The organism is Pontibacter akesuensis, from assembly GCF_001611675.1.
Taxonomy (GTDB): domain Bacteria; phylum Bacteroidota; class Bacteroidia; order Cytophagales; family Hymenobacteraceae; genus Pontibacter; species Pontibacter akesuensis.
The window spans coordinates 788,052-811,894 of the sequence record NZ_CP014766.1 but is presented as its reverse complement, the minus strand read 5'-3'; the positions used below and the strand labels follow the sequence as shown (position 1 = coordinate 811,894).

The 23,843-nt window shown below is 50.6% G+C and carries 23 protein-coding genes; 16 read left to right on the top strand and 7 right to left on the bottom strand.

Features of this window, described 5'->3' with window-relative positions:
* Positions 1 to 181: 181 nt before the first annotated feature.
* From A0W33_RS03375 to A0W33_RS03355, 5 genes are all read left to right on the top strand, one after another.
* Complete coding sequence (locus A0W33_RS03375) at positions 182 to 1,168, top strand: enolase C-terminal domain-like protein (protein WP_068836864.1); 987 nt, start codon at positions 182 to 184, stop codon at positions 1,166 to 1,168.
* A 266-nt stretch (positions 1,169 to 1,434) separates the two neighbouring features.
* Positions 1,435 to 1,884, top strand: coding sequence for a MarR family winged helix-turn-helix transcriptional regulator (locus tag A0W33_RS03370; RefSeq protein ID WP_068836863.1), 450 nt, complete (start codon positions 1,435 to 1,437; stop codon positions 1,882 to 1,884).
* Positions 1,885 to 1,922: 38 nt separating this feature from the next.
* The gene (locus A0W33_RS03365) at positions 1,923 to 2,579 is read left to right on the top strand and encodes a YceI family protein (protein WP_068836862.1); all 657 of its coding nucleotides are present in this window, start codon (positions 1,923 to 1,925) and stop codon (positions 2,577 to 2,579) included.
* Between the two features lie 96 nt (positions 2,580 to 2,675).
* Positions 2,676 to 3,344, top strand: coding sequence for a YceI family protein (locus A0W33_RS03360; RefSeq protein WP_068836861.1), 669 nt, complete (start codon positions 2,676 to 2,678; stop codon positions 3,342 to 3,344).
* A gap of 106 nt (positions 3,345 to 3,450) precedes the next feature.
* Positions 3,451 to 4,224 (top strand): DUF6503 family protein, encoded by a 774-nt coding sequence (locus A0W33_RS03355; RefSeq protein ID WP_068836860.1) that lies wholly within the window; start codon positions 3,451 to 3,453, stop codon positions 4,222 to 4,224.
* A gap of 256 nt (positions 4,225 to 4,480) precedes the next feature.
* On the opposite strand, the gene A0W33_RS03345 is transcribed toward A0W33_RS03355, so the two are convergent.
* Positions 4,481 to 5,026, bottom strand: coding sequence for a hypothetical protein (locus A0W33_RS03345; RefSeq protein ID WP_068836858.1), 546 nt, complete (start codon positions 5,024 to 5,026; stop codon positions 4,481 to 4,483).
* Positions 5,027 to 5,028: 2 nt separating this feature from the next.
* The gene (locus tag A0W33_RS03340; RefSeq protein WP_068836857.1) at positions 5,029 to 5,472 is read right to left on the bottom strand and encodes a nucleotidyltransferase family protein; all 444 of its coding nucleotides are present in this window, start codon (positions 5,470 to 5,472) and stop codon (positions 5,029 to 5,031) included.
* 670 nt (positions 5,473 to 6,142) lie between these two features.
* Between A0W33_RS03340 and A0W33_RS03335 the strand changes: the two genes are divergently transcribed.
* From A0W33_RS03335 to A0W33_RS03305, 7 genes are all read left to right on the top strand, one after another.
* The gene (locus tag A0W33_RS03335) at positions 6,143 to 6,430 is read left to right on the top strand and encodes an ATP-dependent Clp protease adaptor ClpS (RefSeq protein ID WP_068836856.1); all 288 of its coding nucleotides are present in this window, start codon (positions 6,143 to 6,145) and stop codon (positions 6,428 to 6,430) included.
* Between the two features lie 19 nt (positions 6,431 to 6,449).
* Positions 6,450 to 7,058, top strand: coding sequence for a recombination mediator RecR (gene recR, locus A0W33_RS03330; protein WP_068839900.1), 609 nt, complete (start codon positions 6,450 to 6,452; stop codon positions 7,056 to 7,058).
* A 447-nt stretch (positions 7,059 to 7,505) separates the two neighbouring features.
* Positions 7,506 to 9,368: a gliding motility-associated C-terminal domain-containing protein gene (locus A0W33_RS03325; protein ID WP_172798081.1), complete on the top strand. Its 1,863-nt coding sequence runs from the start codon at positions 7,506 to 7,508 to the stop codon at positions 9,366 to 9,368.
* 24 nt (positions 9,369 to 9,392) lie between these two features.
* On the top strand, positions 9,393 to 10,394 hold the full coding sequence (locus A0W33_RS03320; protein WP_068836854.1) for a PorP/SprF family type IX secretion system membrane protein: 1,002 nt from the start codon (positions 9,393 to 9,395) through the stop codon (positions 10,392 to 10,394).
* 145 nt (positions 10,395 to 10,539) lie between these two features.
* Positions 10,540 to 11,754: a pyridoxal phosphate-dependent aminotransferase gene (locus A0W33_RS03315; protein WP_068836853.1), complete on the top strand. Its 1,215-nt coding sequence runs from the start codon at positions 10,540 to 10,542 to the stop codon at positions 11,752 to 11,754.
* Positions 11,754 to 12,773, top strand: a complete 1,020-nt coding sequence (locus tag A0W33_RS03310; RefSeq protein ID WP_068836852.1) for a bifunctional heptose 7-phosphate kinase/heptose 1-phosphate adenyltransferase — start codon at positions 11,754 to 11,756, stop codon at positions 12,771 to 12,773. Before A0W33_RS03315 ends, A0W33_RS03310 begins: the two co-directional genes overlap by 1 nt.
* Positions 12,754 to 14,553: a TrkH family potassium uptake protein gene (locus A0W33_RS03305; protein ID WP_068836851.1), complete on the top strand. Its 1,800-nt coding sequence runs from the start codon at positions 12,754 to 12,756 to the stop codon at positions 14,551 to 14,553. The genes A0W33_RS03310 and A0W33_RS03305 overlap by 20 nt, the downstream gene beginning before the upstream one ends.
* Before the next feature lie 109 nt (positions 14,554 to 14,662).
* Here A0W33_RS03305 and hemE read toward each other — a convergent pair whose 3' ends face one another.
* From hemE to A0W33_RS03290, 3 genes are all read right to left on the bottom strand, one after another.
* Positions 14,663 to 15,703 (bottom strand): uroporphyrinogen decarboxylase, encoded by a 1,041-nt coding sequence (gene hemE / locus A0W33_RS03300; protein WP_068836850.1) that lies wholly within the window; start codon positions 15,701 to 15,703, stop codon positions 14,663 to 14,665.
* 57 nt (positions 15,704 to 15,760) lie between these two features.
* Entirely contained in the window at positions 15,761 to 16,381 is a 621-nt protein-coding gene (locus A0W33_RS03295) for a MarC family protein (RefSeq protein WP_068836849.1), read from the bottom strand.
* 319 nt (positions 16,382 to 16,700) lie between these two features.
* Complete coding sequence (locus A0W33_RS03290; protein WP_068836848.1) at positions 16,701 to 17,324, bottom strand: MarC family NAAT transporter; 624 nt, start codon at positions 17,322 to 17,324, stop codon at positions 16,701 to 16,703.
* A 163-nt stretch (positions 17,325 to 17,487) separates the two neighbouring features.
* Between A0W33_RS03290 and A0W33_RS03285 the strand changes: the two genes are divergently transcribed.
* The 4 genes from A0W33_RS03285 (at position 17,488) to A0W33_RS20820 (ending at position 20,264) form a co-directional block, all read left to right on the top strand.
* Complete coding sequence (locus A0W33_RS03285) at positions 17,488 to 18,618, top strand: 5-(carboxyamino)imidazole ribonucleotide synthase (protein ID WP_068836847.1); 1,131 nt, start codon at positions 17,488 to 17,490, stop codon at positions 18,616 to 18,618.
* A gap of 2 nt (positions 18,619 to 18,620) precedes the next feature.
* On the top strand, positions 18,621 to 19,148 hold the full coding sequence (purE, locus tag A0W33_RS03280; RefSeq protein WP_068836846.1) for a 5-(carboxyamino)imidazole ribonucleotide mutase: 528 nt from the start codon (positions 18,621 to 18,623) through the stop codon (positions 19,146 to 19,148).
* A 169-nt stretch (positions 19,149 to 19,317) separates the two neighbouring features.
* A complete protein-coding gene (locus A0W33_RS03275; RefSeq protein ID WP_216637171.1) occupies positions 19,318 to 19,875 on the top strand; it encodes a hypothetical protein in 558 nt (185 codons plus the stop codon).
* Between the two features lie 83 nt (positions 19,876 to 19,958).
* Positions 19,959 to 20,264, top strand: a complete 306-nt coding sequence (locus A0W33_RS20820; protein ID WP_139237113.1) for a hypothetical protein — start codon at positions 19,959 to 19,961, stop codon at positions 20,262 to 20,264.
* A gap of 210 nt (positions 20,265 to 20,474) precedes the next feature.
* Here A0W33_RS20820 and A0W33_RS03270 read toward each other — a convergent pair whose 3' ends face one another.
* A complete protein-coding gene (locus tag A0W33_RS03270) occupies positions 20,475 to 21,587 on the bottom strand; it encodes a porin family protein (RefSeq protein WP_172798080.1) in 1,113 nt (370 codons plus the stop codon).
* 304 nt (positions 21,588 to 21,891) lie between these two features.
* Complete coding sequence (gene dnaK / locus A0W33_RS03265) at positions 21,892 to 23,835, bottom strand: molecular chaperone DnaK (RefSeq protein WP_068836843.1); 1,944 nt, start codon at positions 23,833 to 23,835, stop codon at positions 21,892 to 21,894.
* Positions 23,836 to 23,843 lie beyond the last annotated feature (8 nt).

The following is a 23,843-nucleotide window of genomic DNA, read 5'->3' as shown; positions in this document are numbered from 1 at the left end:
CAAATATAAGTGTTGGAAATGCATCTGCAAGCAGCCCGGGGCGTATTGTAAAATTAATTTATTGGCGCCACCGCATCCTGAAAACAAATAGAAGTATAGCCAGTGGAAGCCAACGCAAAATTGGCTTGTTTGCGATAAAAAGTGCAAATTCAAGCCCTCAACCTTTAACCCTTTACCACCTATGCTGATATGGCGCATCGAGGCCCTGGACCTGAAATTACAGTATAGCCGCAGTGCGGCACAGGCCGCAGGCAACGGGAAGATCAATTTCCTCGTGCAGGTGTCGGACGGCACGTACAGTGGGTTTGGGGAGGCAGCACTTGCCCTGCGCTATGGCGAAACACCCGAGCTGCTGCTGAAACAGTACAAAGTCCTGCTGCTGGCTGGCCTACCCCAGCTGCAAAGTATGGATGAGCTCCTGCAGTTGCTGGTGCAGCACCCACCGGTGAATGCGCTCCGCTTTGCCATTGAGTCGGCTTACCTGCATTACTTTTGCCAGCACAAGGCCATACCGGTTTACCAGCTGCTGGGCCAGTCGCTGCCGCAGGCGCAGGCCACCGGCTTTACCTTGCCCGCGCTGGAGCCGTGGCAAGTGCGGGAGTTTGTGCAGCACCACGACCTGGACCGGTTTCAGCACCTGAAAGTGAGGGTGAGCCCGGAAGCAGGCATGCCCCTGGTGCACGAGCTGCTGCAGGTCACGGATTTGCCGCTTGTGCTGGATGGCCATGAAAGCTGGCAGAACCCTGATGCGCTGCTGGTATTCCTGGAGAGCCTTGACCGCCGGCGCGTGCTTTTTGTGGAGCAGCCAATGCCCGCTGCTAAGGTAGCTGCCTATGCGCATCTCAAAAACGAAACCCCGATCCCGCTGATTGCAGAGGAGTCGCTGACCGATGAGGCTGATTTCGACATGCTGCGCACACAGTTTCACGGCATCAGCATCCGGCTTATGAAAGCGGGCGGCTACCTGAACACTGTGCGGCTGCTGCAGCAGGCCAAAAACAACGGACTTCTGACGGTGTTGAACTCGGTGGTGGAGACAAGCCTAAGCACCTGGAGCGCGCTGCAACTCTCCAACGCTTTCGATTTTGTGGATCTTAGCGGCTTCCTGGCGCTGGAGCAGGACCCTTTCGGGCTGGTGAAGGAGCGGGAGGGGTTTCTGTACCTGTAGCCCTGTCCCTATACTAAAGCGTGAAAGAATTCAACCAAACAACTTAATATAGGATATAAAAGATATGGCGATGCGTTTCGTTATACTTTTTTGAGCGGTTAAATAGCCTGTTATATAACGACATGTTTTAGGCAGCTGAACAAAAGCCCGGAAAACCTGTTACACAGGCATTTATTTAAAGTGGTTAAAATAAATTTGCAATAACTGTTGATACATTAAATGTATGTACATACATTTGCATTGTCATTCTGAAGCAGAGGCTTGATATGAAGATAGAAGAAGAAATAAAGCAAGGTTCTTTTAAGAGTGAGTACCAGAAAGCCTACATCAACGTGGTGTATACGTCGGGGTACCTGGAGCAGCGGCAGTCGGCTATGTTTAAGCCGTTCGGCGTTACACTGCCCCAGTACAACGTGTTGCGCATTCTGCGGGGACAGCACCCGAAGCCGGCTACCATCAGCATGCTGATTGAGCGCATGCTGGATAAAACCTCTAATGCCTCGCGCATTGTGGACAAGCTGGAGGCAAAGGAGCTGGTAACGCGCAAGCAGTGTCCTGCCGATCGCCGCACCGTGGATGTGCTGATCACAGCCAAAGGGCTGGATCTCCTGAAGGAAATGGACGTGCTGGAGGGCGGCAAGGGTACCGGCATCACCAACCTTACCGAGGAAGAAGCTGCCCAACTGAATGTATTGCTTGACAAAATCAGAGACTAACAAAAAACCATAACCACTAAAGTTTAAAGATCAAACAGATGAAAAAGTACGTTATTTTAGCCTCACTTGCTAGTGCGCTGGTGTTCTCCGCTTCCGCAGGCAACACAAACAATGCAGCTGCGAAGGCTGCTACCGAAGTGGCTGCGCCCGCGAAGGCTCGTGCTTACAATGTAGACGTGGCCAAGAGCGACCTGAAGTGGCACGCCAAGAAAGTTACCGGCGAGCACATGGGCAACATTGGCCTTAAGAGCGGCCAGATGCTGGTTGAGGGAAACAAGATTGTGGGCGGTACCTTCGTGATCGACATGAACGCGATGACCTGCTCCGATATAAAGGATGCTGAGTACAACGGCAAACTGATCGGCCACCTGAAGTCTGATGATTTTTTCAGCGTGGAGAAGCACCCGACCGCCACTTTCAAAATCACCGAAGTAAAGTCTAACGCAAAGGCTGCCGCAGGCAAGCCAAACGCCACCGTAACCGGCGACCTGACAATAAAAGGCATCACGAAGCCTGTTTCTTTTCCTGCCACTGTTTCAGTGCGCAACGGTGTAGCGACAGCCAAAGGCGACGTAACCATCGACCGCTCCAAGTATGACGTGCGCTACGGCTCCAACAGCTTTTTTGATGGCCTTGGCGACAAAGCGATTATGGATGAGTTTGTAGTAACGCTGGATGTGACTGCAAAGCAGTAATCACAGAAAGACAAGTATAAAATCACTCCGGCACCTTAAACCGGAGTGGTTTATTTTTTAGAAACGAAGTATAAGTATAAATTAAAAAGACGAATCATGAAAAAAACAGCCATTTATGCCACGTTTGCCGCAGCCCTTTTCTTTACTGCTTGCGGAGGCGAAACGGAAGCAGTGGAAGAAACAACTGCCGTGACAACTGAAGAAGCTGCCGCAGCAACAACTGAAGGCGAAGCTTACCAGATTGTACAGGACCAAAGCAACGTGAAGTGGCATGGAACGAAAGTAGCTGGCGAGCACAGAGGTGAAATTGAGCTGCAGGGTGGTGAACTGCGCGTAGCGGACAACCAACTGGTGGGTGGTAACATCGTGATCGACATGACGACTATCACCAACACCGATATCACAGCAGCAGAAGATAACGCAAACCTGGTAGGACACCTGAAGTCTGATGACTTCTTCGGCGTGGAGGCACATCCAACAGCTACATTCGAGCTGGTGAACGCATCCCCGATCCAGAATGCAGCTGCCGGCCAGCCGAACTATAACGTAGAAGGTAACCTGACAATCAAAGGCAAAACAGAGCCTGTGAGCTTCCCGGCAACGGTGAACATCCAGAATGGCACTGTAAACGCAAAAGCCGATGTAAAGGTAGATCGCTCTAAGTATGATGTGCGTTATGGCTCCGAGACCCTGCTGGGCGAGCTAGGCGACAAGGCGATCTCCGATGAGTTCACTGTTACTTTTGACGTGACTGCCAAGCAGTAACCGTATTAAATTATATCCTGAAAAACCGCTCCGGCCTTTTAGTCTGGTGCGGTTTTTTTATGCCTTGCGCCTTTTGCTTACCTTTGGCCATACTTTATACCTGAGCATGTATTTCTTTCGAACCCACACCTATACTTTGTTTTTGCTGGCTTTGCTGCTGGCGTTTACCTCCTGCACTAACAATGAGAAGCCATCAGAGGCGCAGGAGATTGTTGATGCGGCCCTGGCGGCGCACGGTACTCAGAACCTGGAGCAGGGCGTGGTGACGTTCCGGCTCCGCGACAGGCAATACCGCGCCCTGCGCGACAACGGCGCGTTTGTGTATAGCCGCACCTTCACCGACTCCACGGGGCAGCGGGTGCATGATGTGCTGAGCAACAGTGGCTTTAAGCGTACGGTGGATGACGCGGAAGTTACGCTGCCACAAGAGGAGCAGCAGGCGTACAGTGAGTCGGTAAACGCGGTGATATACTTTGCGCTGCTGCCCTACTTCCTGAACGATGCTGCTGTGCAGAAAGAGTACTTAGGAGAAGCCACCGTGAAAGGGGAGCCTTACCACAAGGTAAAAGTTACCTTTAGGCAGGAGGGTGGCGGAGAGGGCTTTGAGGACGAGTACGTATACTGGTTCCACCAGCAGCGCCATACCATGGATTACCTGGCCTACAACTTTGAGGAGAACGGCGGCGGTTCGCGCTTCCGCGAGGCCACCAACCCACGCGAGATCGGCAACATCCGCTTCCAGGACTACAACAACTACAAAGCCCCCAATAACGGCAAAGATTTCCCCATAGCGAATTACGACAGGGTCTTCGAAGCCGGCAAACTGGAGAAAGTGTCAGAGGTTAACCTGGAGGAAGTAAAGGTATTCGGGCTGAACTAGTGAATTTTGAATGAGTGAATGAGTGTTTGAGTGAATTCAGGGGGCAAGGCGAAGTATAAGCTCCGTCTCTTTTTGTTTACGAAGATTTTGGCTGTAAAAAGGAACAGCTTCTGGAGTTCGCCCACGAGATCCTTCCAGGATGACAGCTTGGAACAGCAGGTGCGTTGGAAAGGTAGAAAGAATGAAGCAAGTATAAAGCATCCATTCCCTGCAGATCTTATTCATTAATTCAAAATTCACTCATTCAAAATTAGAATTACTCCACCTCAAACTCCTGGGGCAGGGCCACGGTCAGGTACTTGGGGCGGCTGTGGATCTGCTGCAGGAAGTCATCCAGATCTGTTTTATACTCCACATAATAATCTTCGTGCAGGTTCTTGCGGATAAGCTGAATGGTGCGGAGCAGCAAGCGGGCAGTGGCCGTGAAAAAGCCTTTGTAAAAGCTATCGAACTGGCCGGTGAAGTTATCGAAGATCAGGCGCAGCGTGTACACGTGCAGGTCGATCTCGGTTTTAGGGTCTTTGGTAATGCGCTTGAAACGGGCAATCTCTTTTATTGCCTTGCGTAGCGCTTTCACCAGTGCCTTGCTAAGGCTGCGGCCGCTGGCGTTAATCAGCAGGGCGTGAATCTTGTCGGCGGCGTCCTCATACACCTTCTCCAGCGTCACTTCTTCCAGCAGTTCATATGCCAGGATGTCGTATAACTCGGCGTCGCGGCGAGCAGCTTTAAGTATAATGGCTTCCTTTTCTTTGTCGCCCAGGCTCATTACCGCCTGCCGAAAAGCCGCTGATATGGCTGGCATGCTTACTCGGGCAGGTTTTGGAGGTCCAGCAGGTCCTGCTGGCGGGCAGTAGCCTTTTTGTTCTTTTTGAGATCTTTCAGGCTGATGAAATTCGCCATTTCGCCCCCAAAGGGCATGGTGGCTCTGTTCTTCCAGCAGGCGTCAAACGTAATGCCTGTCAGGCCGGTGGCCAGGTCAATGCGGTTAGGCGGGAATCCCAGTTGCACCACCACATCCGTGGTAGTGAGGTCCTCCAGGTTCACTTCCTTGTCGGAATAGCCCATGTCCTGCAGCACCTGCAGTACTTTCCCAGCATTTTCAGAAGTGGGGTTAATCCAGATATCGATATCGCCTGTGTAGCGCGGATAGCCATACACCGCCACGGCAAAGCCACCAGCTATGATGTACTCTGCCCCACGGGCGTTCAGCTTTTGTACGAACTCTTGAAAATCGTGTGTCAGCTCCATTTGTACTAATAGACTGTATTGGTACCGCAGTGCCTCCACCGCCTTCAGGCGCGCTTCAGTAGGCTGGCATAACCAATAGGTTAAGTCATTGTTGCTGTCCGACAATTTTTTTTTACTGACCGCTCTGCTTGCCGGGAGGGGCAGAGGGGGGCTGGCTTTATGCGTCAATGAGAATTCCGAATGGTGGTAAATTATAGCCTTACGGAAAAGCAACGAAAAAGTATGCCAGGCCAGCCGTATAGGCTGCCTGGTACAAAAGTAAGTAATTTGTAGCTTTTTGTCAACGCATGGCGCTGTCTTGAGCATGCAAAGCAGCCTCTTATTTACCTATAGCCGGTCTTTACGTGGCTTTTTTAAGGTGATCAGCGCATTTTCAGAACTTGGCTACTTGCCGGAAAATAACGGGTTGTGCTGCCAGTGGCTATATTAAGCCCGATGCATCAGGGAAGCTTTGTCGTACAAAGAATTATGAGAAAATTACGTGCTGCTGCCTCGGGTTAAACAATCTGAGTTGCCCTGAAGACATCAAAGTATAGCAAAGTTACAGGAATCATACCGTGCCGCGCTTTGTTAAAACCTATGCCTCGGAAGTGTAAAGCAGCCGGGGCAGAAGCCGTTTATACTTAGGCCGCGGCTTCCATTACTGCTTATAATTTAGTAATTTTGCACTATGAATTGGGAGACAGATATTATTCATAAAGAAGAGCTTGACGTTGCGTTGCTCGAGGAAACCACCGACATGCGCAACCTGGTGGTGTACAACGACGACGTGAACACTTTTGACCACGTAATCGACACGCTGATGAAAGTATGCAAGCACACGGCGGAGCAGGCAGAGCAGTGTACGATGCTGATTCATTACAAGGGGAAGTGCACGGTGAAAGTAGGCTCTTTCGAAGAGCTTTCGGGCATGTGCATCGCCCTGCACGACAAGGACCTTTCAGCTGACATAGAATAGGGGAGGAGAAGAGAGATTGATTAATTTTCCGTCGAAACTGATTGAAAATGCTGTGGAAGAGCTTGCGAAGCTGCCCGGCATAGGAAGAAAAACCGCACTCCGCCTGGCGCTGCACCTGCTAAAGGAGGAGTCTGAGGAGTCGTTCTCGCTGGCCAATGCACTGGTGAAAATGCGCACCGAGGTAAAGCACTGTAAGCAGTGCCACAACATCTCCGATACCGACGTTTGCGATATATGCGCCAATCCGCTGCGCGACAAGGCTGTACTGTGCGTGGTAAGTGACATACGGGATGTGATCGCGATTGAAAACACTTCGCAATACAAGGGCCTGTACCATGTGCTGGGAGGCGTTATCTCTCCGATAGAAGGCATCGGCCCATCCGACCTGCACATTGATTCGCTGCTGGAGCGACTGCCAAAGTCCGAAGTGCGGGAAATTCTGCTGGCCATTAGCCCCACCATGGAGGGCGATACCACCGCTTTCTACCTCACCCGCAAACTCCGTGACTTTGACCTGCGCATTACTACCATTGCACGGGGCGTGCCGGTGGGCGGCGAACTAGAGTACACAGATGAGATTACGCTGGGCCGCAGTATTGTAGAACGAACGGCTTACGGTAAAGTATAAAATCACGAGAAACTAGTTTAAGGCTGCAGAAATCCACTGCAGCCTTTTTTTATGCCCTTCTGGCTGATAATTCCTGCTCATCCCTCTGCTGCTTAAGCTATTATTTACTTGCAAGGTGAAACTATAATTAGCTTTAAATTAGTTTAAACATTGAAATTTATAGCTTAATATGTAACAAATCATATTCTATCAAGTAAAACGTACAATCTGTACCACACATATTAAGCGTCTATGCAAGCCTCACCCTTAGGCCCAGACAGCCTAACACGCTGGCCAATATATTTACTGCTTTTTGTTCTTGTGCTGTTTCCACTACTTACTGCACCAGTTGCGTATGGTCGTGAAGCAGTAAATTTATCCGCACAAACTAATCCCCTTTGTACTTCTCCTACTAAACCAACCATCACAACCAACGGCCCAACCACACTGTGTGCCGGCGGAAGCGTTTTGCTGACTGCAACGGAAGGTAGAAGCTATAAATGGAGCACAGGCGCTACCACACGCTCCATTACCGTGTCTCAATCAGGAATTTATAGCGTGGAGGTGGTGGATGTCAATGGCTGCACCGGTAAGTCGGATGATCTGGAGGTATCGGTTGCGACTAAGCTCAACAGACCCAAAATAGAGTATACCGATCCTCTGATTGTATGCCAGCAGGGAAGCCTGAAGTTATCTATACCTGAGCAGGAGGGGGCATCCTATGTATGGAAGAAAGACGGCATACCTGTAAGCAGCGAGTCCAATGAGTTTACAGCTACAGAAGCAGGTGTGTATACGGTAGAGCTATCTAACTTTTGTGGTTTGGTTACAAGCTCCAACAGGGTGGAGTTTAAAATATTAGAGCCCATTGCTTCTTTTGAGGTGCAGGCTGCGGGCTCACTGGTGTTTTGCACCGGGGGAAGCGTAACACTGTCGGTGCCTGAGTATAAGGATGTGACTTATGCCTGGTTCAGAAACGGAAATCCCATCGCCGGGAACACCCGTACGCTTGTGGCCAAAGAAGCCGGTACCTATACGGCGCAGATAACCAACCTGTGCGGCACCTACAGCAGCAGCAGCAACGGGCAGCGCGTGGAGCTACTTAATCTGCCGGTGAAGCCAGTAGCACAAAATGTAACGGGGTGTACTAAGTCAGCATTAACCCTTACTGCCTCAGGTGGTAGCCCTGGCATGTACCGGTGGTACACAAGTGCCAGCGGTGGAACTCCTGTCGGAAATGAAGCGGTCTTCACTACGCCTGTCCTGTCAGAGTCAACTTCGTACTATGTGGCCATCACGAATGGGGAATGCGAGAGTGAGCGGGTGCGGGTGCAGGCAAATATCAATACAAAACCTGCGGCACCGGAAATTAAGGCAAGCGGTGCTTTAGAGTTCTGTGAAGGAGGCAGCGTCAAATTAAGTGTAACAGCAAACAGTAACCTGAGCTACACCTGGCTGCGCAACGGACAGGAAATTAGCGGTGGGGCAAACACCCTGGATGTAAACCAAAGCGGCGAGTACGCCCTGACAGTACAGAATGATTGCGGCTCTACCCTGTCCTCAAACAAAATAAAAGTGAACGTAAAGCCCGCTCCCGCGGCACCTCAGGTACAGGATATGAGTGTATGCGGCCCTGGTAGCTTAACGCTTACGGCCAGAGGGGGAGCTAACGGCGAATACCGCTGGTACGATAACGCCACCACGGCCACAGCGCTTGCGGGTGCTACAGATGCCACTTTCACAACCCCTGCTTTGCAGAACTCCAGAACTTACTATGTGTCGCTGGTGCGGAATGGCTGTGAGAGCAGCCGGGTGCCTGTGCAGGCTTTGGTGTTCCCTGTGCCGCAGGCTGTTGCCAGTGTGCAGGATATCGAAATACAGTCAGGGGAGAGCACACGGCTTCTTGGCAGCGGCGGGGCAAACTATAGCTGGAGCCCTGCCCTTGGGTTGGATAACCCGACAAGTGCCACCCCTACTGCAACTCCTGAGCAAACTACCCGCTACACGCTGACCGTGAAAAACGAGGAGGGCTGTCAGGATACCACCAGCGTGGTGGTAACCGTGCGCCAGTTACTCGTCATTCCCAATGCTTTCTCACCGAATGGCGACGGGGTAAATGATACCTGGGAGATCGAAAACATTGAGTATTTCCCGGATGCGAAGGTGGAGATATACAACCGCTGGGGAACCCTAGTGTATGAGCGAACCAACTACCGGGGCGAGTGGAACGGAACATACCGGAATGCGCCGCTGCCCGTCAGTACCTACTTTTACCTGATCACCATACCCGGCAAGAGCAAGTTTACCGGCTACCTGAATATTGTTAATTAGAAGAACTGCAGAGATTTCGTGCCTATGAAACAGCTTTTACTCTTTATTAGCGTTGCCTTTGTCCCTTTCCTGGTGCTTGGCCAACAAAAGCCACAGTATAGCCAGTATACCATCAACAATTACCTGCTTAACCCTGCCATAGCCGGTATAGAGAAGTATGCCGATGTGAAGCTTGGAAGCAGATCGCAAATGTCGGGTATCGAGGGGGCGCCTACAACATACTACGTCAGCGCGCATGCGCCACTCGGCAACACGTCCAGGGGAGGTATGAAAAGGTCCGGCAAATCCATGCCCTCCTTTGGGGCCGGAAACAACTCAGGGCGCATCAGTGAGCAGTTCCGGCCGCACCACGGCATCGGAATTCTGGCAGTGCACGACCGCTATGGTGCATTTGCCCGGACAGAGGCAAGCCTTGCCTACGCCTACCACATCGGCCTTTCCCGCAACGTAAGGCTGTCGGGCGGGGTTAGCGCAGGGCTGATTCAGCAGAAACTGCGCTCCTACGAGCTCACGTTCGCAAACAAGGCCGATGCTGCCAATTCAGACTGGAATATGGTGAAACCTAACCTTTCAGTCGGCCTCTGGCTGTACAGCGACAATTTCTACATCGGGTCCTCTGCCGCACAACTGCTGGCAAACTCAATTAACTTCGATAACTCGGTAGAGGAGCGGAGCCTGCTGTACGAGCACTACTTTCTGACAGGCGCCTACCGCTTCAACGTGGTAGACAGGGTAGACCTGATTCCTTCCATGATGGTGATGTGGCAGCAGCCGCTTCCAGGTTCCGTGGATTTCAGCCTTCGCGCGGTGTATGACAACAGGGTGTGGATAGGCGGCACGTACCGGCAAACGAGCAAGTTCGCCGTATTGGCGGGTGTCACCATCAGCGAGGTGTTTGACTTGGGCTACGCCTACGACCAGGGAGTTCCTGCCATTAATGGAATGGGCAGCGGCAACCATGAGGTGGTGCTGGGCATGCGCATCTTTAACAAAGCCGGAGTGCTCTGTCCGCAAAACCTCTGGTAGTGTTACGCTCCTTTACGTCTCTATACTTGCTTCCCGCCGTTTTTCTTGCTCCTACCGAGGTTTTGTCAAACTGATTTGGATTATGAGGGCAATCGCTGGAAAGTCTGTGGCATTATAAGTAAATTGCGAGCTTAACGCACTGCTTATGCAAGAAACAGAAGAGGCGAAAGCCATACTTTCCGATAGAATACTGGCACTCGCCGAATCTCAGACGATTGCCATGGCCAAGAAATCACGCGAATTGGCTGCCCAGGGATTTGATATGATCAACCTGAGCTTTGGTGAACCTGATTTTCAGACGCCCCAGTACATTAAGGATGCGGCCAAGCAGGCAATTGACGATGGCTTTACCTTCTATACGCCCGTTGCCGGATATCCGGAACTGCGCCAGGAGATTGTGCAGAAGTTTAAGCGTGACAACAACCTGGATTTCGCGCCTGAGAACATCGTTGTATCCACGGGGGCAAAGCAAAGTATAGCCAATGCCGTGCTCTGCCTTACCAACCCTGGTGACGAGGTAATTATCTTTTCCCCTTTTTGGGTGTCGTATGAGGAGATTGTAAAGCTGGCCGAGGGAATACCGGTTCCGATAATGGGCCGCCTCGACAACGACTATAAAGTAACAGCCGCGCAGCTGGAGGAAGCCATCACCTCTGACACAAAACTGGTGATGTACTCTTCGCCCTGCAACCCCACCGGTGCCGTGTTTACAGAAGAGGAACTTAGAGCCATTGCGCGTGTGCTGGAGAAGCACCCGCAGGTATACATCATCGCAGACGAGATTTACGAGTACATCAACTTTGGTGGCAAGCACTTTAGCCTGGCCAGCATTGACTCCATCCGGGAGCGCGTGATTACGGTGAACGGCTTCTCGAAAGGCTATGCCATGACGGGCTGGCGCGTGGGCTATCTGGCGGCCAGCAAGGAAATTGCCGCTGCCTGCGATAAAATGCAAAGTCAGATTACCTCCGGCACCAGCTCCATCTCCCAGAAAGCGGCAGTTGCCGCCCTGAAAGGAGGGAACGCAAGTGCGCGGGAAATGACTGAGGCCTACCGCCGCCGCCGTGACCTGGTGCTGCACCTGATGAATGATATCACCGGATTCAAGACCTACCTGCCGGACGGCGCTTTTTATATTTTTCCGGATGTGAGTTATTATTTCGGCAAGCAATACGAAGGCAAAATCATAAAAGACTCCCGCGACCTTAGCCTCTTTATACTAACAGATGCCCATGTGGCCCTTGTTAGCGGAGACGCCTTTGGTGCACCGCAGTGCATCCGCTTTTCTTTTGCCGCTTCCGACGAAAAACTGACGGAAGCATTACGCCGCATCAGGCAAAGCCTAGAAAAACTGCAGTAATGGAGCAACAGAGAAGTTTAGAGGCCATATTCCAGGCCTTCAACAACCTGAAAGTGCTGGTGGTGGGCGATGTGATGATCGATTCTTACCTGTGGGGCAAGTCAACTCGGATTTCCCCGGAGGCTCCGGTACCCATTGTAAATGTTGTGAAGCGGGAGAAACGCCTGGGCGGTGCTGCCAACGTGGCCCTGAACGTGCAGGCCATGGGGGCTACGCCGCTGCTCTGCTCCGTTATCGGCGACGATCAGGATGGCGCGGATTATCTACGGCTGATGGAGGAGCGCGCGCTTCCAACTACAGGGATTGTACAGAGCCCGGAGCGGGTTACCACCATCAAACACCGCATCATAGCTGGTGCTCAGCAGCTCCTGCGTGTTGACTCTGAAATAGAGCATAACCTGACGGAGTATGAGGAGCGCCATCTGGAGGAGCGCTTTGTGCAGCTGCTGGCAAAAGCCGATGTGGTCATTTTTGAGGATTATGACAAAGGTGTTTTTTCGGAAGAAAACATTCAGCGCTTCCTGCAACTGGCCAACGAACGGGGTGTTCCAAGCGTGATAGACCCTAAAAAGAAAAATTTCCTAAGCTATGTCGGTTGTACCCTTTTCAAGCCAAACTTAAAGGAGCTGAAAGAGGGCCTGAAAGTAGACTTCGCAGATGAGAACCTGCCGGCCTTTGAGGATGCCGTGGAAGAACTGCAGGAGCGGCTTCAGGTAAAGCAGGTGCTTGTAACGCTGTCGGAGCGGGGCGTATTTGTGGCTGATGGTGAGGAGAAGACCTACATCGGCGCACACCGCCGTGCCATTTCAGACGTTTCCGGTGCTGGTGACACGGTGATAAGTATAGCCGCACTGTGCATGGCCCTTAGAACATCGTTGCCTTTTATGGCTGGCCTAAGCAACCTGGGCGGCGGGTTGGTGTGCGAACAGGTAGGCGTGGTACCCATTGATAAGACGCGGTTACTGGAAGAGGCACATCAGGTGAGGCTATTCGAAACATATGAACACAGAATCGCTTAACCGTATCCTGTACGACAGTAAGCTGGTGGCGTATAAAATTATGCGCCGGTCCACTTACGTGCTAACTATCCTGGCGGTCGGGCTGGTTTTGTATGCCCATGGAGTGGTGGAAGACCCCGCCATACTGCGCCAGCTGTTCTATGCCGTTGACGCCATCCTGGCAATTTTCGTGCTCATCTACTTCCTGCGCATCCTGTACACATTTGAGCGGAAGAAGTTCCTGCGGCGTACATGGTTTGAGGGCCTGTTGATGGGCGTTGTCTTCGTCAACCAATTCTGCACCTATATTCTGGGCTACCCTATCATCTACAATATATTTGAGGGAATAGGCATTCCGCTGTCGGTGGAGATTTACCGGGTGCTGGTATCGCTGTACATGCTGGTGTTCCTGATTGTGGAGTTGCTGGAAACCAAAATTCACCTGCGTACGGTTCAGCTAAAGCCCTCCATTACGTTCCTGCTAAGCTTTGTGTTTCTGGTGCTGCTTGGCTCGGGGCTGTTCATGCTCCCCAAAATGACGAACGCACCGGATGGTATGCGCTTCATTGATGCGCTGTTTATGTCTACGAGCGCCTCCTGCGTAACGGGCCTGGCCGTGGTAGACCCCGGCACGTACTTTACCTTTGCCGGGCAAGTGGTGCTGCTGCTCTTGATCCAGATGGGCGGTTTGGGTATACTTACCTTTGCCACGTTCTTTGCCTCTTTAATGAAGCAGGGAGTGGGCATTAAGCAGCACGTGGCCATGTATGAACTGCTGGAAAGCGAATCGCTGTTTTCCACCAAAGGGCTGTTGCGTAAACTCATTTTTCTGACGCTTTTTATCGAGGGCGTGGGTGCTGTGGTGATATTCTTTATGTGGGAGCCGGAGATGCAGTTCACCAGCCTTGGTAGTAAAATCTTCTTCTCCGTTTTTCACTCTGTTTCGGCTTTCTGTAACGCAGGTTTCTCGCTTTTCCCGGAAGGGTTGTACACCCAGCCTGTTCGTTTTTCCTATTTGCTGCACCTTGCGGTTACAGTGCTCATTATTCTGGGAGGCCTGGGATTTCCGACCATTCTGGATCTCTTTTCACCGTCGGCCATGCGCAGGCGGATGGCGGCTCCCTGGAAGAACTGGAAAATGATGACGCGTGTGGTCGTGTATACAACTGCTATACTTATAACCATCGGCACCGTCGGGTTTTTTCTGCTGGAGTACTTTAACACGCTGTCGCATATGAATTTTGCGGAAGCCGTGATTGCCTCGTTTTTTCAGTCTGTTACCACACGCACCGCAGGCTTCAACACCGTTGATGTCTCGGCCCTTACCACGCCCACGCTGCTGATGTTTATCTTCCTGATGTTCATCGGGGCCTCACCCGGATCTACGGGCGGCGGCATCAAAACCACAACCTTTGTGGTGATTTTGTACGCGGTTGTAACCACTATCCGAAACAAGCGGAACATGGAGATCGGGCATCGTACCATTCCGCATTCTGTGGCTTACAAGGCCTTTACGGTTTTTGCCTTCGCAGTAGGGTTCAACATGCTGTTCCTGTTCACGCTCACCATTACCGATGCACAGTTTGAGGTTCTGGATCTCGCTTTTGAGCAGGTTTCGGCTTTCGCTACCGTAGGCCTTAGCACCGGCATTACGGCTGGTTTGTCGGATGCGGGCAAGTTTGTAATTATCGCCTCCATGTACCTGGGCAGGGTGGGAACGCTGACACTGGCGCTCGCCTTAAGTACGCGGGCAGCGTCTATTGCCTACAAATACCCGGCAACGCACCTGGCTGTAGGATAATCAGTTATCAATTATCATTTATCAGTATGAGCTATACGTATGCTGATTAAGTAAAAAAGGGCCTGCTATACTTGATAGCAGGCCCTTTTTTATAATGAGGTGATAAGTGTTAACTGTTAATTGTACCGCCGTATGCTTTTACAGTCTGGATAAAGCACTTCACTTTCTCCGGGTCTGTGTCGGGGTAAACGCCGTGGCCCAGGTTGGCGATGTGGCGCTCGGGGCCGAACTCCTTCAGCATTTTTATTGTCTCCCGCTCAATGTTATCGAATGAACTGTACAGCAGGCAAGGGTCCATGTTACCCTGCAGGGTTTTATTTGGGCCAACCTGCTGTCGCGCCCAGTTTATATCAGTATTCCAGTCCAGGCCAATGGTTTCGCAGTTGAGCTTGCTGAAATCTTCCATCGCAAAGAAAGCACCCTTGGCAAACACCGTTACCGGCACATTGCGGATGGCATTGCAGATTTCAGAGATGTAGGGCAGGGCGAATTCGCGGTAAAGCGCCGGCGAAAGGATGCCTGCCCACGAGTCGAACACCTGAATGAGGTTGGCACCCGCCTCCACCTGGGCCTGCAGATAGGCAATGGTGGTATCGGTGATCATGCGCAGCAGCTGGTGCGCCATTCTAGGGTTGGTGTACAGCATGCCGCGGGCAACAGAGAACGTTTTGGAGCCGCTGCCCTCCACCATGTACGCCAGGATTGTCCAGGGAGCCCCGGCAAAACCGATTAAGGGTACACGGCCGTTTAATGCCTTCTTGGTTACCTTGATAGCATCGAGCACATAATGCAGGTGCTCGTGCGGGTCGGCCACGCGAAGTCGCTTCAGGTCAGCCTCGGTGCGGATGGTGTTTGGGAAAATAGGTCCGCGCTTCTCTATCATCTCATAGGTGCAGCCCATGGCCTCCGGCACCACCAGGATGTCGGAGAAAATGATGGCGGCGTCCACATCCAGCAGATCTACAGGTTGGATGGTGACCTCAGCAGCAAGCTCAGGCGTTTCCACCAGCTCCTTAAAACCGCTAAGGCTCTCGCGTACAGCACGGTATTCAGGTAAAATGCGGCCAGCCTGGCGCATAAGCCACACAGGAGTGCGCTCTACAGCCTCACCTCTCGCAGCTCTTAAAAGCAAGTCGTTCTTCAGTTGCATGGTGCAAATATACGGATTATCCTGAGCCGATGGTAACCGGAAACCTAAGCATTATGGTTACCTGCCTAACAAGGCCAGTATGCCGGTGGAGATAAAGTTAACACCAATGGAAAGTACGATAAACCCCATAATCCGTGATAAAGCCGATAAGCCTGCTTTGCCCATGTAATTGATCAGCTGGTGCGAAAAAATAAGTATGACAAAGGTTATTGCTGCCACCAAGGCGATTGCTGCCACCGTCAAACCAATATCCTGATAGGAGAGGGCTGGCGTGAACATGCCTATACTTACTGCAATAGAGCCAGGACCTGATAACATGGGCATGGCCAGGGGTGTAAAAGAAATATCGTCTTTCTCTAACCCCTCCTGTAGCACTCCTTTCGATACTTTTTTACCCCTGTGCGCTTTGCTGGTGAGTAAGCCAAACCCTGCCCGCACAATCATCAAACCACCTGCAATACGAATATCATGTATCCTGATCCCGAAAAAGTTAAGCACATACTGGCCAGCTAAAAAGAAAACTGTGAGCAACAGCGCCATGTAGATGCAGGCTCTCAGTGCTTGCTGATTTCTGAAGGACGGAGAATCGTCCTGCGTTAATGTCAGGAAAACCGGCATTGCGCCAAAAGGATTTACTACGGTGAACAGTGCCGAAAATGTAGCCAGGATAATCTCCATAAGGTGTTTTAAGTCGGCAGCAAAAGTAGAAAGAGGAGGTTATGGGAGTGTTAGGGAGATGTTGTAGTATAATTAATTTTCTATCGGCTGGAATTAGGAGATGTTTTCGCCCTCCTGTACAGGCTCGCTACCCAGCCACGGGAATAGCCGATGAATGGAAACAATTCAGTAGCAGCAGCAAATCCACCTCAAGTTATACCTGCCCTAGAAGCATGTTGTGCGAGGCTATCTGCCTTAGAAGGACACAAGGTGGCTTAGCCTGCTAAAGTGCAAGACCTGTGAGATGTCTGGATTAATGCTACGCTGGATTTCCTGACAGTTACCGCTCTGTAAAGAACAGTGCCGTGAGGGCCGACACGATAAAGTTAACGCCAATGGAAAGCACGATAAAGCCCATAATACGCGAGAGTGCGGCTAGTCCGGCTTTGCCCATGAAACGAGTGAGTTGGTACGAGAAGCGAAGTATGATATACGCGGAAATGGCCAAAAGCAGGATACCGATCAGGATCATTATCATGTCCATATAAGAAAGAGAGGTGGTGAACAAACCTATACTTACCGCGATGGCTCCGGGACCGGAAAGCATCGGCATGGCCAGGGGGGTGAAGGAAATGTCGTCCTTCAACTGGCCTTCCTCCACCACATCGGGGGCTATTTTCTTTTTGTTCGCTCCCGGTGCCAGCAACTCAAAGCCCGAGCGCATGATCATCAGGCCACCGGCAATGCGCAAATCGTGAATACGGATACCGAAGAAGTTAAGCACATACTGCCCTGCCAGAAAAAAAATCGCCAGAATACCGACCATGTACAAGCATGCTTTCAGGGCCTGCTGGTTGCGCTGTTCTTCGGTGTCGTCCTGGGTGAGGGTAAGGAAAACGGGCATGGCGCCGAAGGGATTAACAACTGAGAAAAGGGCAGAAAGCGTGGCAAGTATAATTTCCATAAGTATAAATCAAACCCAAATGTGGCGTAGCTTTAAATATAGGTCTTTGCTGATGCAATTCAAAAATAAGGGGCTATACGGCGAATATTGTTTTAAAGGTTTTCGTCCGGCTCCGGATAGAATGCTTATTTTTGAAGGAAGATCAACCCAAACCGTTACAAATATGAAAGGAGAAGTAAAGCTAGGTATACTTGGCGGCGGCCAGTTGGGGCGCATGCTCATGCAGGCCGGGCTCGATTTTAACCTCTATACCCTGGTGCTGGACCCCGACGAAAACGCACCCTGCAAAGACATTTGCCACGAGTTTTACGTAGGCAGCTTCCGCGATTTCGATACGGTATATGAATTCGGCAAGAACTGCGACATTCTGACAATCGAGATAGAGCACGTGAATGCCGATGCGCTGGAGAAACTGGAGCAGGAGGGCGTGAAAGTATACCCGGATGCCAAAACCGTGCGCACCATTCAGGACAAAGGACTGCAGAAGGAGTTTTACCGCCAGCACAACATCCCGACATCCGATTTTATACTTCTGAAAGACAAACAGGAGCTTCAGCAGCAGCTTGACTTTCTGCCTGCTTTCCAGAAACTCCGCCGCGAAGGCTATGATGGGAGAGGGGTAACCCGTTTGACAAGCGAAGCCGATTTGAGCAAAGCCTTTGAGGAGCCAACAGTGCTGGAGAAACTGGTGGACTTTGAGAAGGAGATCTCCGTGATTGTAGCCCGCAATGCCAACGGCGAAGTAACGGCTTTCCCGGTGGTGGAGTTAAGCTTTCACCCGGAGCATAACCTGGTTGATTCACTTTTCGCGCCGGCCAATGTACCGTATAAACTGCAGCGCCACGCCATCGAAATTGCCACCCGCGTAATTGAGGCGTTTGACATGGTGGGTATACTTGCCGTGGAGATGTTCCAGACAAAGGACGGGCAGATACTGGTGAATGAAGTGGCCCCGCGCCCGCACAACAGCGGCCATCACACCATCAAGGCCAACTATACTTCGCAGTACGAGCAGCACCTGCGCGCCATACTGAACCTGCCACTTGGCGCGACTGATATTCAAAGTGCCGCCGTGATGCTGAACCTGCTGGGGGAACCCGGTTTTGATGGCGAGGCCGCTTACGAGGGACTACAGGAGGCCCTGGCGGTGCCAGGTGTGTACATTCACCTTTACGGAAAGAAGTATACCCGCCCCGCCCGCAAAATGGGACACATCACCATACTTGGGGAAAATATAGAGGAGGCACAGCAGCGTGCCGCTCAAATCAAGAACGTAATTAAAGTAAAAGCATAAAAATGGCCGGAGAAACCACCTCACAACAACCCTTAGTCGGCATTATCATGGGCAGCCAATCGGATTTGCGCGTAATGGATGCCGCCGCCGAGATACTCGAACTGCTGGGCGTGCACCACGAGCTGACAATTGTATCAGCGCACCGCACGCCGCACCGCATGTTTGAGTATGCCGAAAATGCACGTAAGCGCGGCTTGAAAGTAATTATAGCTGGAGCCGGCGGCGCAGCGCATTTGCCCGGCATGGTTGCCTCCTTAACCACACTTCCCGTTATCGGTGTGCCGGTTAAGTCGAGTAACTCTATCGATGGCTGGGATTCAGTGCTGTCCATACTTCAGATGCCGGGTGGTGTACCGGTAGCCACCGTGGCGCTGGATGGCGCCCTGAACGCCGGTATACTTGCCGCCCAGATCATCGGCACTACCAATGCTGCCGTGGCGGATAGAATTGAGAAGTATAAAAGCAGCCTGAAAGATAAGGTGATGCGCTCGGTGGATGAATTGAAGCGCGGGGATCGGGATCTGGATTAGTATGCGGATAGCCATAATTAGCATATTCTTTCTACTTCTATGTGGCTGCTACTCCATCGCTCAGCCAACAAATGATGTAGCCTATCAGAGAGATAACAATTATTTTCTGATTGACTATGTCAATGGCAACTCCAGTTCTGAACGGACTACCTCCTCGCTGTTCCTGCACGTGCCTGACAAAATAATTGAGCTGAAAGGTAAAGCTGTTAGTCGGAATAGTGTCATTGATTCTATTAAATGCATAAGTATAGATTCCTTGTACAGCCTTTCAAACACAATGCTGCTCCAGCTAACGGATGTAAATGAATCATTTGTTAAATATCAGACAGATGGTACTCCCTACTGCTATAGGATTAGCGACGTTGCTGTTTATATTTCGGAAGGCTCAAAGCTCTTTAAGGCCAATGCAAACGGAGAAAAAGTGCTGTATACCAACCTACAGGATTCTCCGGATAGGAGTGGGGCGATGAAGAAATTACCGGATGGCAGCCTAAAGATTGATCCGGCCAAGGCCTATGGAAACCGAACCTATGTCAGATCAAAAGATAAAATTGGCTGCTTTTTCAAGTATGAAATTGTAGCGCAACAGGGCAAACACGCATCAACTGTATATTGGATTCCTGAAGTAGGAGTAATACAGGAGCATACAGACGGGTATGCAGCTAATAAGGCGGTTCAGATTAACGGCAAGCCAACTGACGAATTTCTGAAAGGTATGTGCCTTTGAGTAAACAGGAGAAGATACAGATGGTAATATCCAGTTTCAGAACGAAAACGGTGCCGGATGCGAATGATAAACAATAACAAGTTATGAAAGCTGTCTCAAACTATGTATTGCTGCTAATTCTTGCATTGAGTGGATGTTCTAGCTTAGAAACTGTGGTGAAGCCTACTTATAACAATGGAGGCTACACATTTGAAAAGTATAAAAGCAAGAGCCTGCAAGCAGCTGACAGCGCCGTAATTACTGGAGTAGTAACTACACGAAGATCGGATGAATCTTCGCTGATTTCAATAGTGAGACTTGGCTGTTATTCGCAGCAAACTGGTTCTGACGCTTACTTGTTTAAGGTTAAGCCATTTGATGTGAGGAGCCAATCAAAAGCTATTTCTTAGGGTTATTTACCAGTTGAAACCGAACCATTTGTTGCAGAAGCAGGAGATTCAATAGTTGTGAATTTCTTTCTGGTACAAGATGAAAGACCGCTCGTTAACTGTGAAGGAAAGTGGGAACAACTGTAAAAAGCAGTTGCTGCTAAATTTTCACCTAGAACAGAAAAGCCCCGCTGAAACCAGCGGGGCTTTTTTATTGACTGTACTTTATTCTTAAAAGCCGTAGCTCAGCATGATATAGGTACTTTGTAATTTTGTTTCAGCGTCGCTTACTCCAGAGAATCCCTCCGTTACCTCATATCTCGCCTCTAAAGAAAGTATTTTTCCATTCAACATGTATGATAAACCCACACCGGAAGTTAGTCCAAATGAGTAAGGCTTGCTACCATCTTCGGGCAATGCTGTTGTTTCTTCTGTATAGCTTGTGGATGAAAAGGAGCTGTTAATGATGTTTGTATCCTTGAACCTAATTAAGTAGCTAAAAACGGGGCCTGCATTCAAGAAAGGGCGAATTTTACCTTTTGGGAAAGTATAACGCAGTTGCGCGGGAAGTTTAAGATAAGCTAAATCAAACGTTGCCTCGCTGGATGTTTTTCTTCCCGCCCAGTTTTCTTCATATTGATAGGAGTAAAACTTATGGGGAGCATACAATAAATCTGTTTGAACAGACAGCTTCTCGTTTAGGTTAGGCAAGGTGAAATTAACGCTAATACCACCTCCGTAATGCGCCGTGCTGTTCTCAAAATCTCGTGCTGCTAATTTACTGTCTCCTGAGATAGATACATTTGACAGGGCATAGACAAAGGCAGGCGCAACGGTAATGACAGACTTTTTGTTTTGCTGAGCATACGCTACCTCGGATGGTGCGACACATTGGTTATACTTCGCTACAATGCCTATTAAAGATTTATGAGCAAGGTTAGCGTTCAGTAACTGCTGGCGCGACATACTAGGACAGTCTGCTAAGGCAACAGTCAACACATTTAAGAATTTTTTGTCAGTTACCTTGCGCTTCCTGCCAGTAGCCGGATCTGTTTCGAAGCGAATTTGCTGTTTCAGCGCCAACAGTTCGCCATTGTCCTTTGCTAAATAGTAGTTTTCCTTCTGAAAAGCGTCGCGGTAGTAATAGAGGCTGGCTTTGCCTTTAGCTATAACGTTCAGGAACAGCCGTTGCGGCGCGGCTCCTTCCGTAGTGGCAGGCACCAGGTGCGACTCAAACATTTTCTGCTCCTTATCAAATCCATAGCCCTGCAGTTGATCGGGCGTAAAAGTTTGCGCGGCTGCGCTTTCGTTCTGCTTAAAAATGGCTTCCTGCGAATTGCGCACGTCTCCCCGATAATCCATAAAGCCCCGAAGGGTATCGCCATTTTGGATAATGTAGCCGCTCTGGAAGTTCTTTTGGGCAAAGGCCAGGCTGCAAACAAAAAGTAATGTAATGGTAAAGTAAAAGTGTTTCATTAGCTTGTACTCGATAAGAAATGGTAGAAAGATGAAGAAAAAAGGGGTATAAATTCAAAGGTGCGAATATAGAAATAATTATAGTGCACTGCTAACTATGTTCTACAGGTGTAGCAACAAAAAAGCCCCGCTGAAACCAGCGGGGCTTTTCTATATGAATCAGGTTGTTAAATTACTTGCTTGTGCTGCCGTCTACTTCTTCGTAGTCCACGTCGGTTACACCGCCATCATTGGCTGCGCCACCGGCGTTGGCACCTGCATTCGCCTGGCCATTGCCATCAGCACCTGGGGCACCCTGGCCATCACCTTGCGTAGCGGCATACATTTCCTGCGAAGCTGCGCTCCAGGCGTTGTTCAAGGCTTCCAGTGCGGCATCGATACCAGCGATGTCCTTGGCGCCGTGTGCTGTTTTCAGCTGGCCCAGGGCAGACTCAATGTTCGACTTGTTGCCTGCAGAAAGTTTGTCGCCATACTCTTTCAGCTGCTTCTCTGTCTGGAATACCATGGAGTCAGCTGTGTTCAGCTTCTCGATTTCTTCCTTCGCCTTCTTGTCAGCTTCTGCGTTAGCTGCTGCCTCCTGGCGCATTTTCTCGATTTCCTGCTCGCTCAGGCCAGAAGAAGCCTCAATACGGATCTTCTGCTCTTTGCCAGTGGCCTTGTCTTTCGCCGTTACGTGCAAAATACCATTCGCATCGATGTCAAAAATCACTTCGATCTGAGGCACACCGCGCGGTGCTGGTGGAATATCAGACAGGTGGAAGCGGCCGATGGTACGGTTATCCTTCGCCATTGGGCGCTCACCCTGCAATACGTGAATCTCTACCGACGGCTGGTTGTCAGACGCAGTGGAGAATGTCTCCGACTTCTTCGTTGGAATTGTGGTGTTAGACTCGATCAGTTTGGTAAATACACCGCCCATTGTCTCGATACCAAGTGAAAGTGGCGTTACGTCCAGCAGGAGCACGTCTTTAACCTCACCCGTTAACACACCACCCTGAATCGCGGCACCAATGGCCACTACCTCATCCGGGTTTACACCTTTTGAAGGCTTCTTGCCGAAGAACTTCTCCACTTCTTCCTGCACTTTCGGAATACGGGTAGAACCACCTACCAGAATCACCTCGTTGATGTCGGAAGTAGAAAGACCGGCATCTTTCAGGGCCTGACGGCATGGCTCCATAGAGCGGCGGATCAGGTCATCAGACAGCTGCTCGAACTTAGCACGTGTTAACTTGCGCACCAGGTGTTTCGGCACACCGTCAACCGGCATAATGTATGGCAGGTTGATCTCTGTCTCCTGAGAAGATGAAAGCTCGATCTTCGCCTTTTCAGCAGCTTCTTTCAAACGCTGCAGGGCCATTGGGTCTCTGCGCAGGTCAATGCCTTCGTCGTTCTTAAACTCTTCAGCCAACCAGTTGATGATCACGGCGTCAAAGTCGTCACCACCCAGGTGCGTGTCACCGTTTGTAGAAAGCACTTCGAATACACCATCACCCAGTTCAAGTATGGAAATATCGAACGTACCACCACCAAGGTCGAACACCGCAATCTTCTGGTCTACGCTCTTCTTATCCAAACCATAGGCAAGCGCTGCTGCTGTTGGCTCGTTGATGATACGCTTCACTTCAAGGCCTGCAATCTGACCGGCTTCTTTCGTAGCCTGGCGCTGTGCATCGTTGAAGTAAGCTGGTACCGTAATAACCGCTTCAGTTACCGTTGTGCCCAGGTACTCTTCTGCCGTCGCCTTCATTTTCTGAAGCACCATGGCAGAGATCTCCTGTGGTGTATAGTCTCTGTCGCCAATCTTTACGCGTACGGTGTTGTTGCTGCCCTGACCCACGTTGTAAGACACCTGCTTCGACTCTTCGCTTACTTCATTGTAGCTGTGGCCCATGAAGCGCTTGATAGAAGCTATCGTGTTCTGTGGGTTTGTGATCGCCTGGCGCTTGGCCGGATCACCTACTTTACGCTCGCCGTTTCCGTTATCCAAAAAAGCAACGATAGACGGAGTTGTGCGGCGGCCTTCGCTGTTAGGAATTACAACCGGCTCATTACCTTCCATTACGGCCACGCATGAGTTCGTTGTTCCTAAGTCAATACCAATTATCTTTCCCATTCTATAGT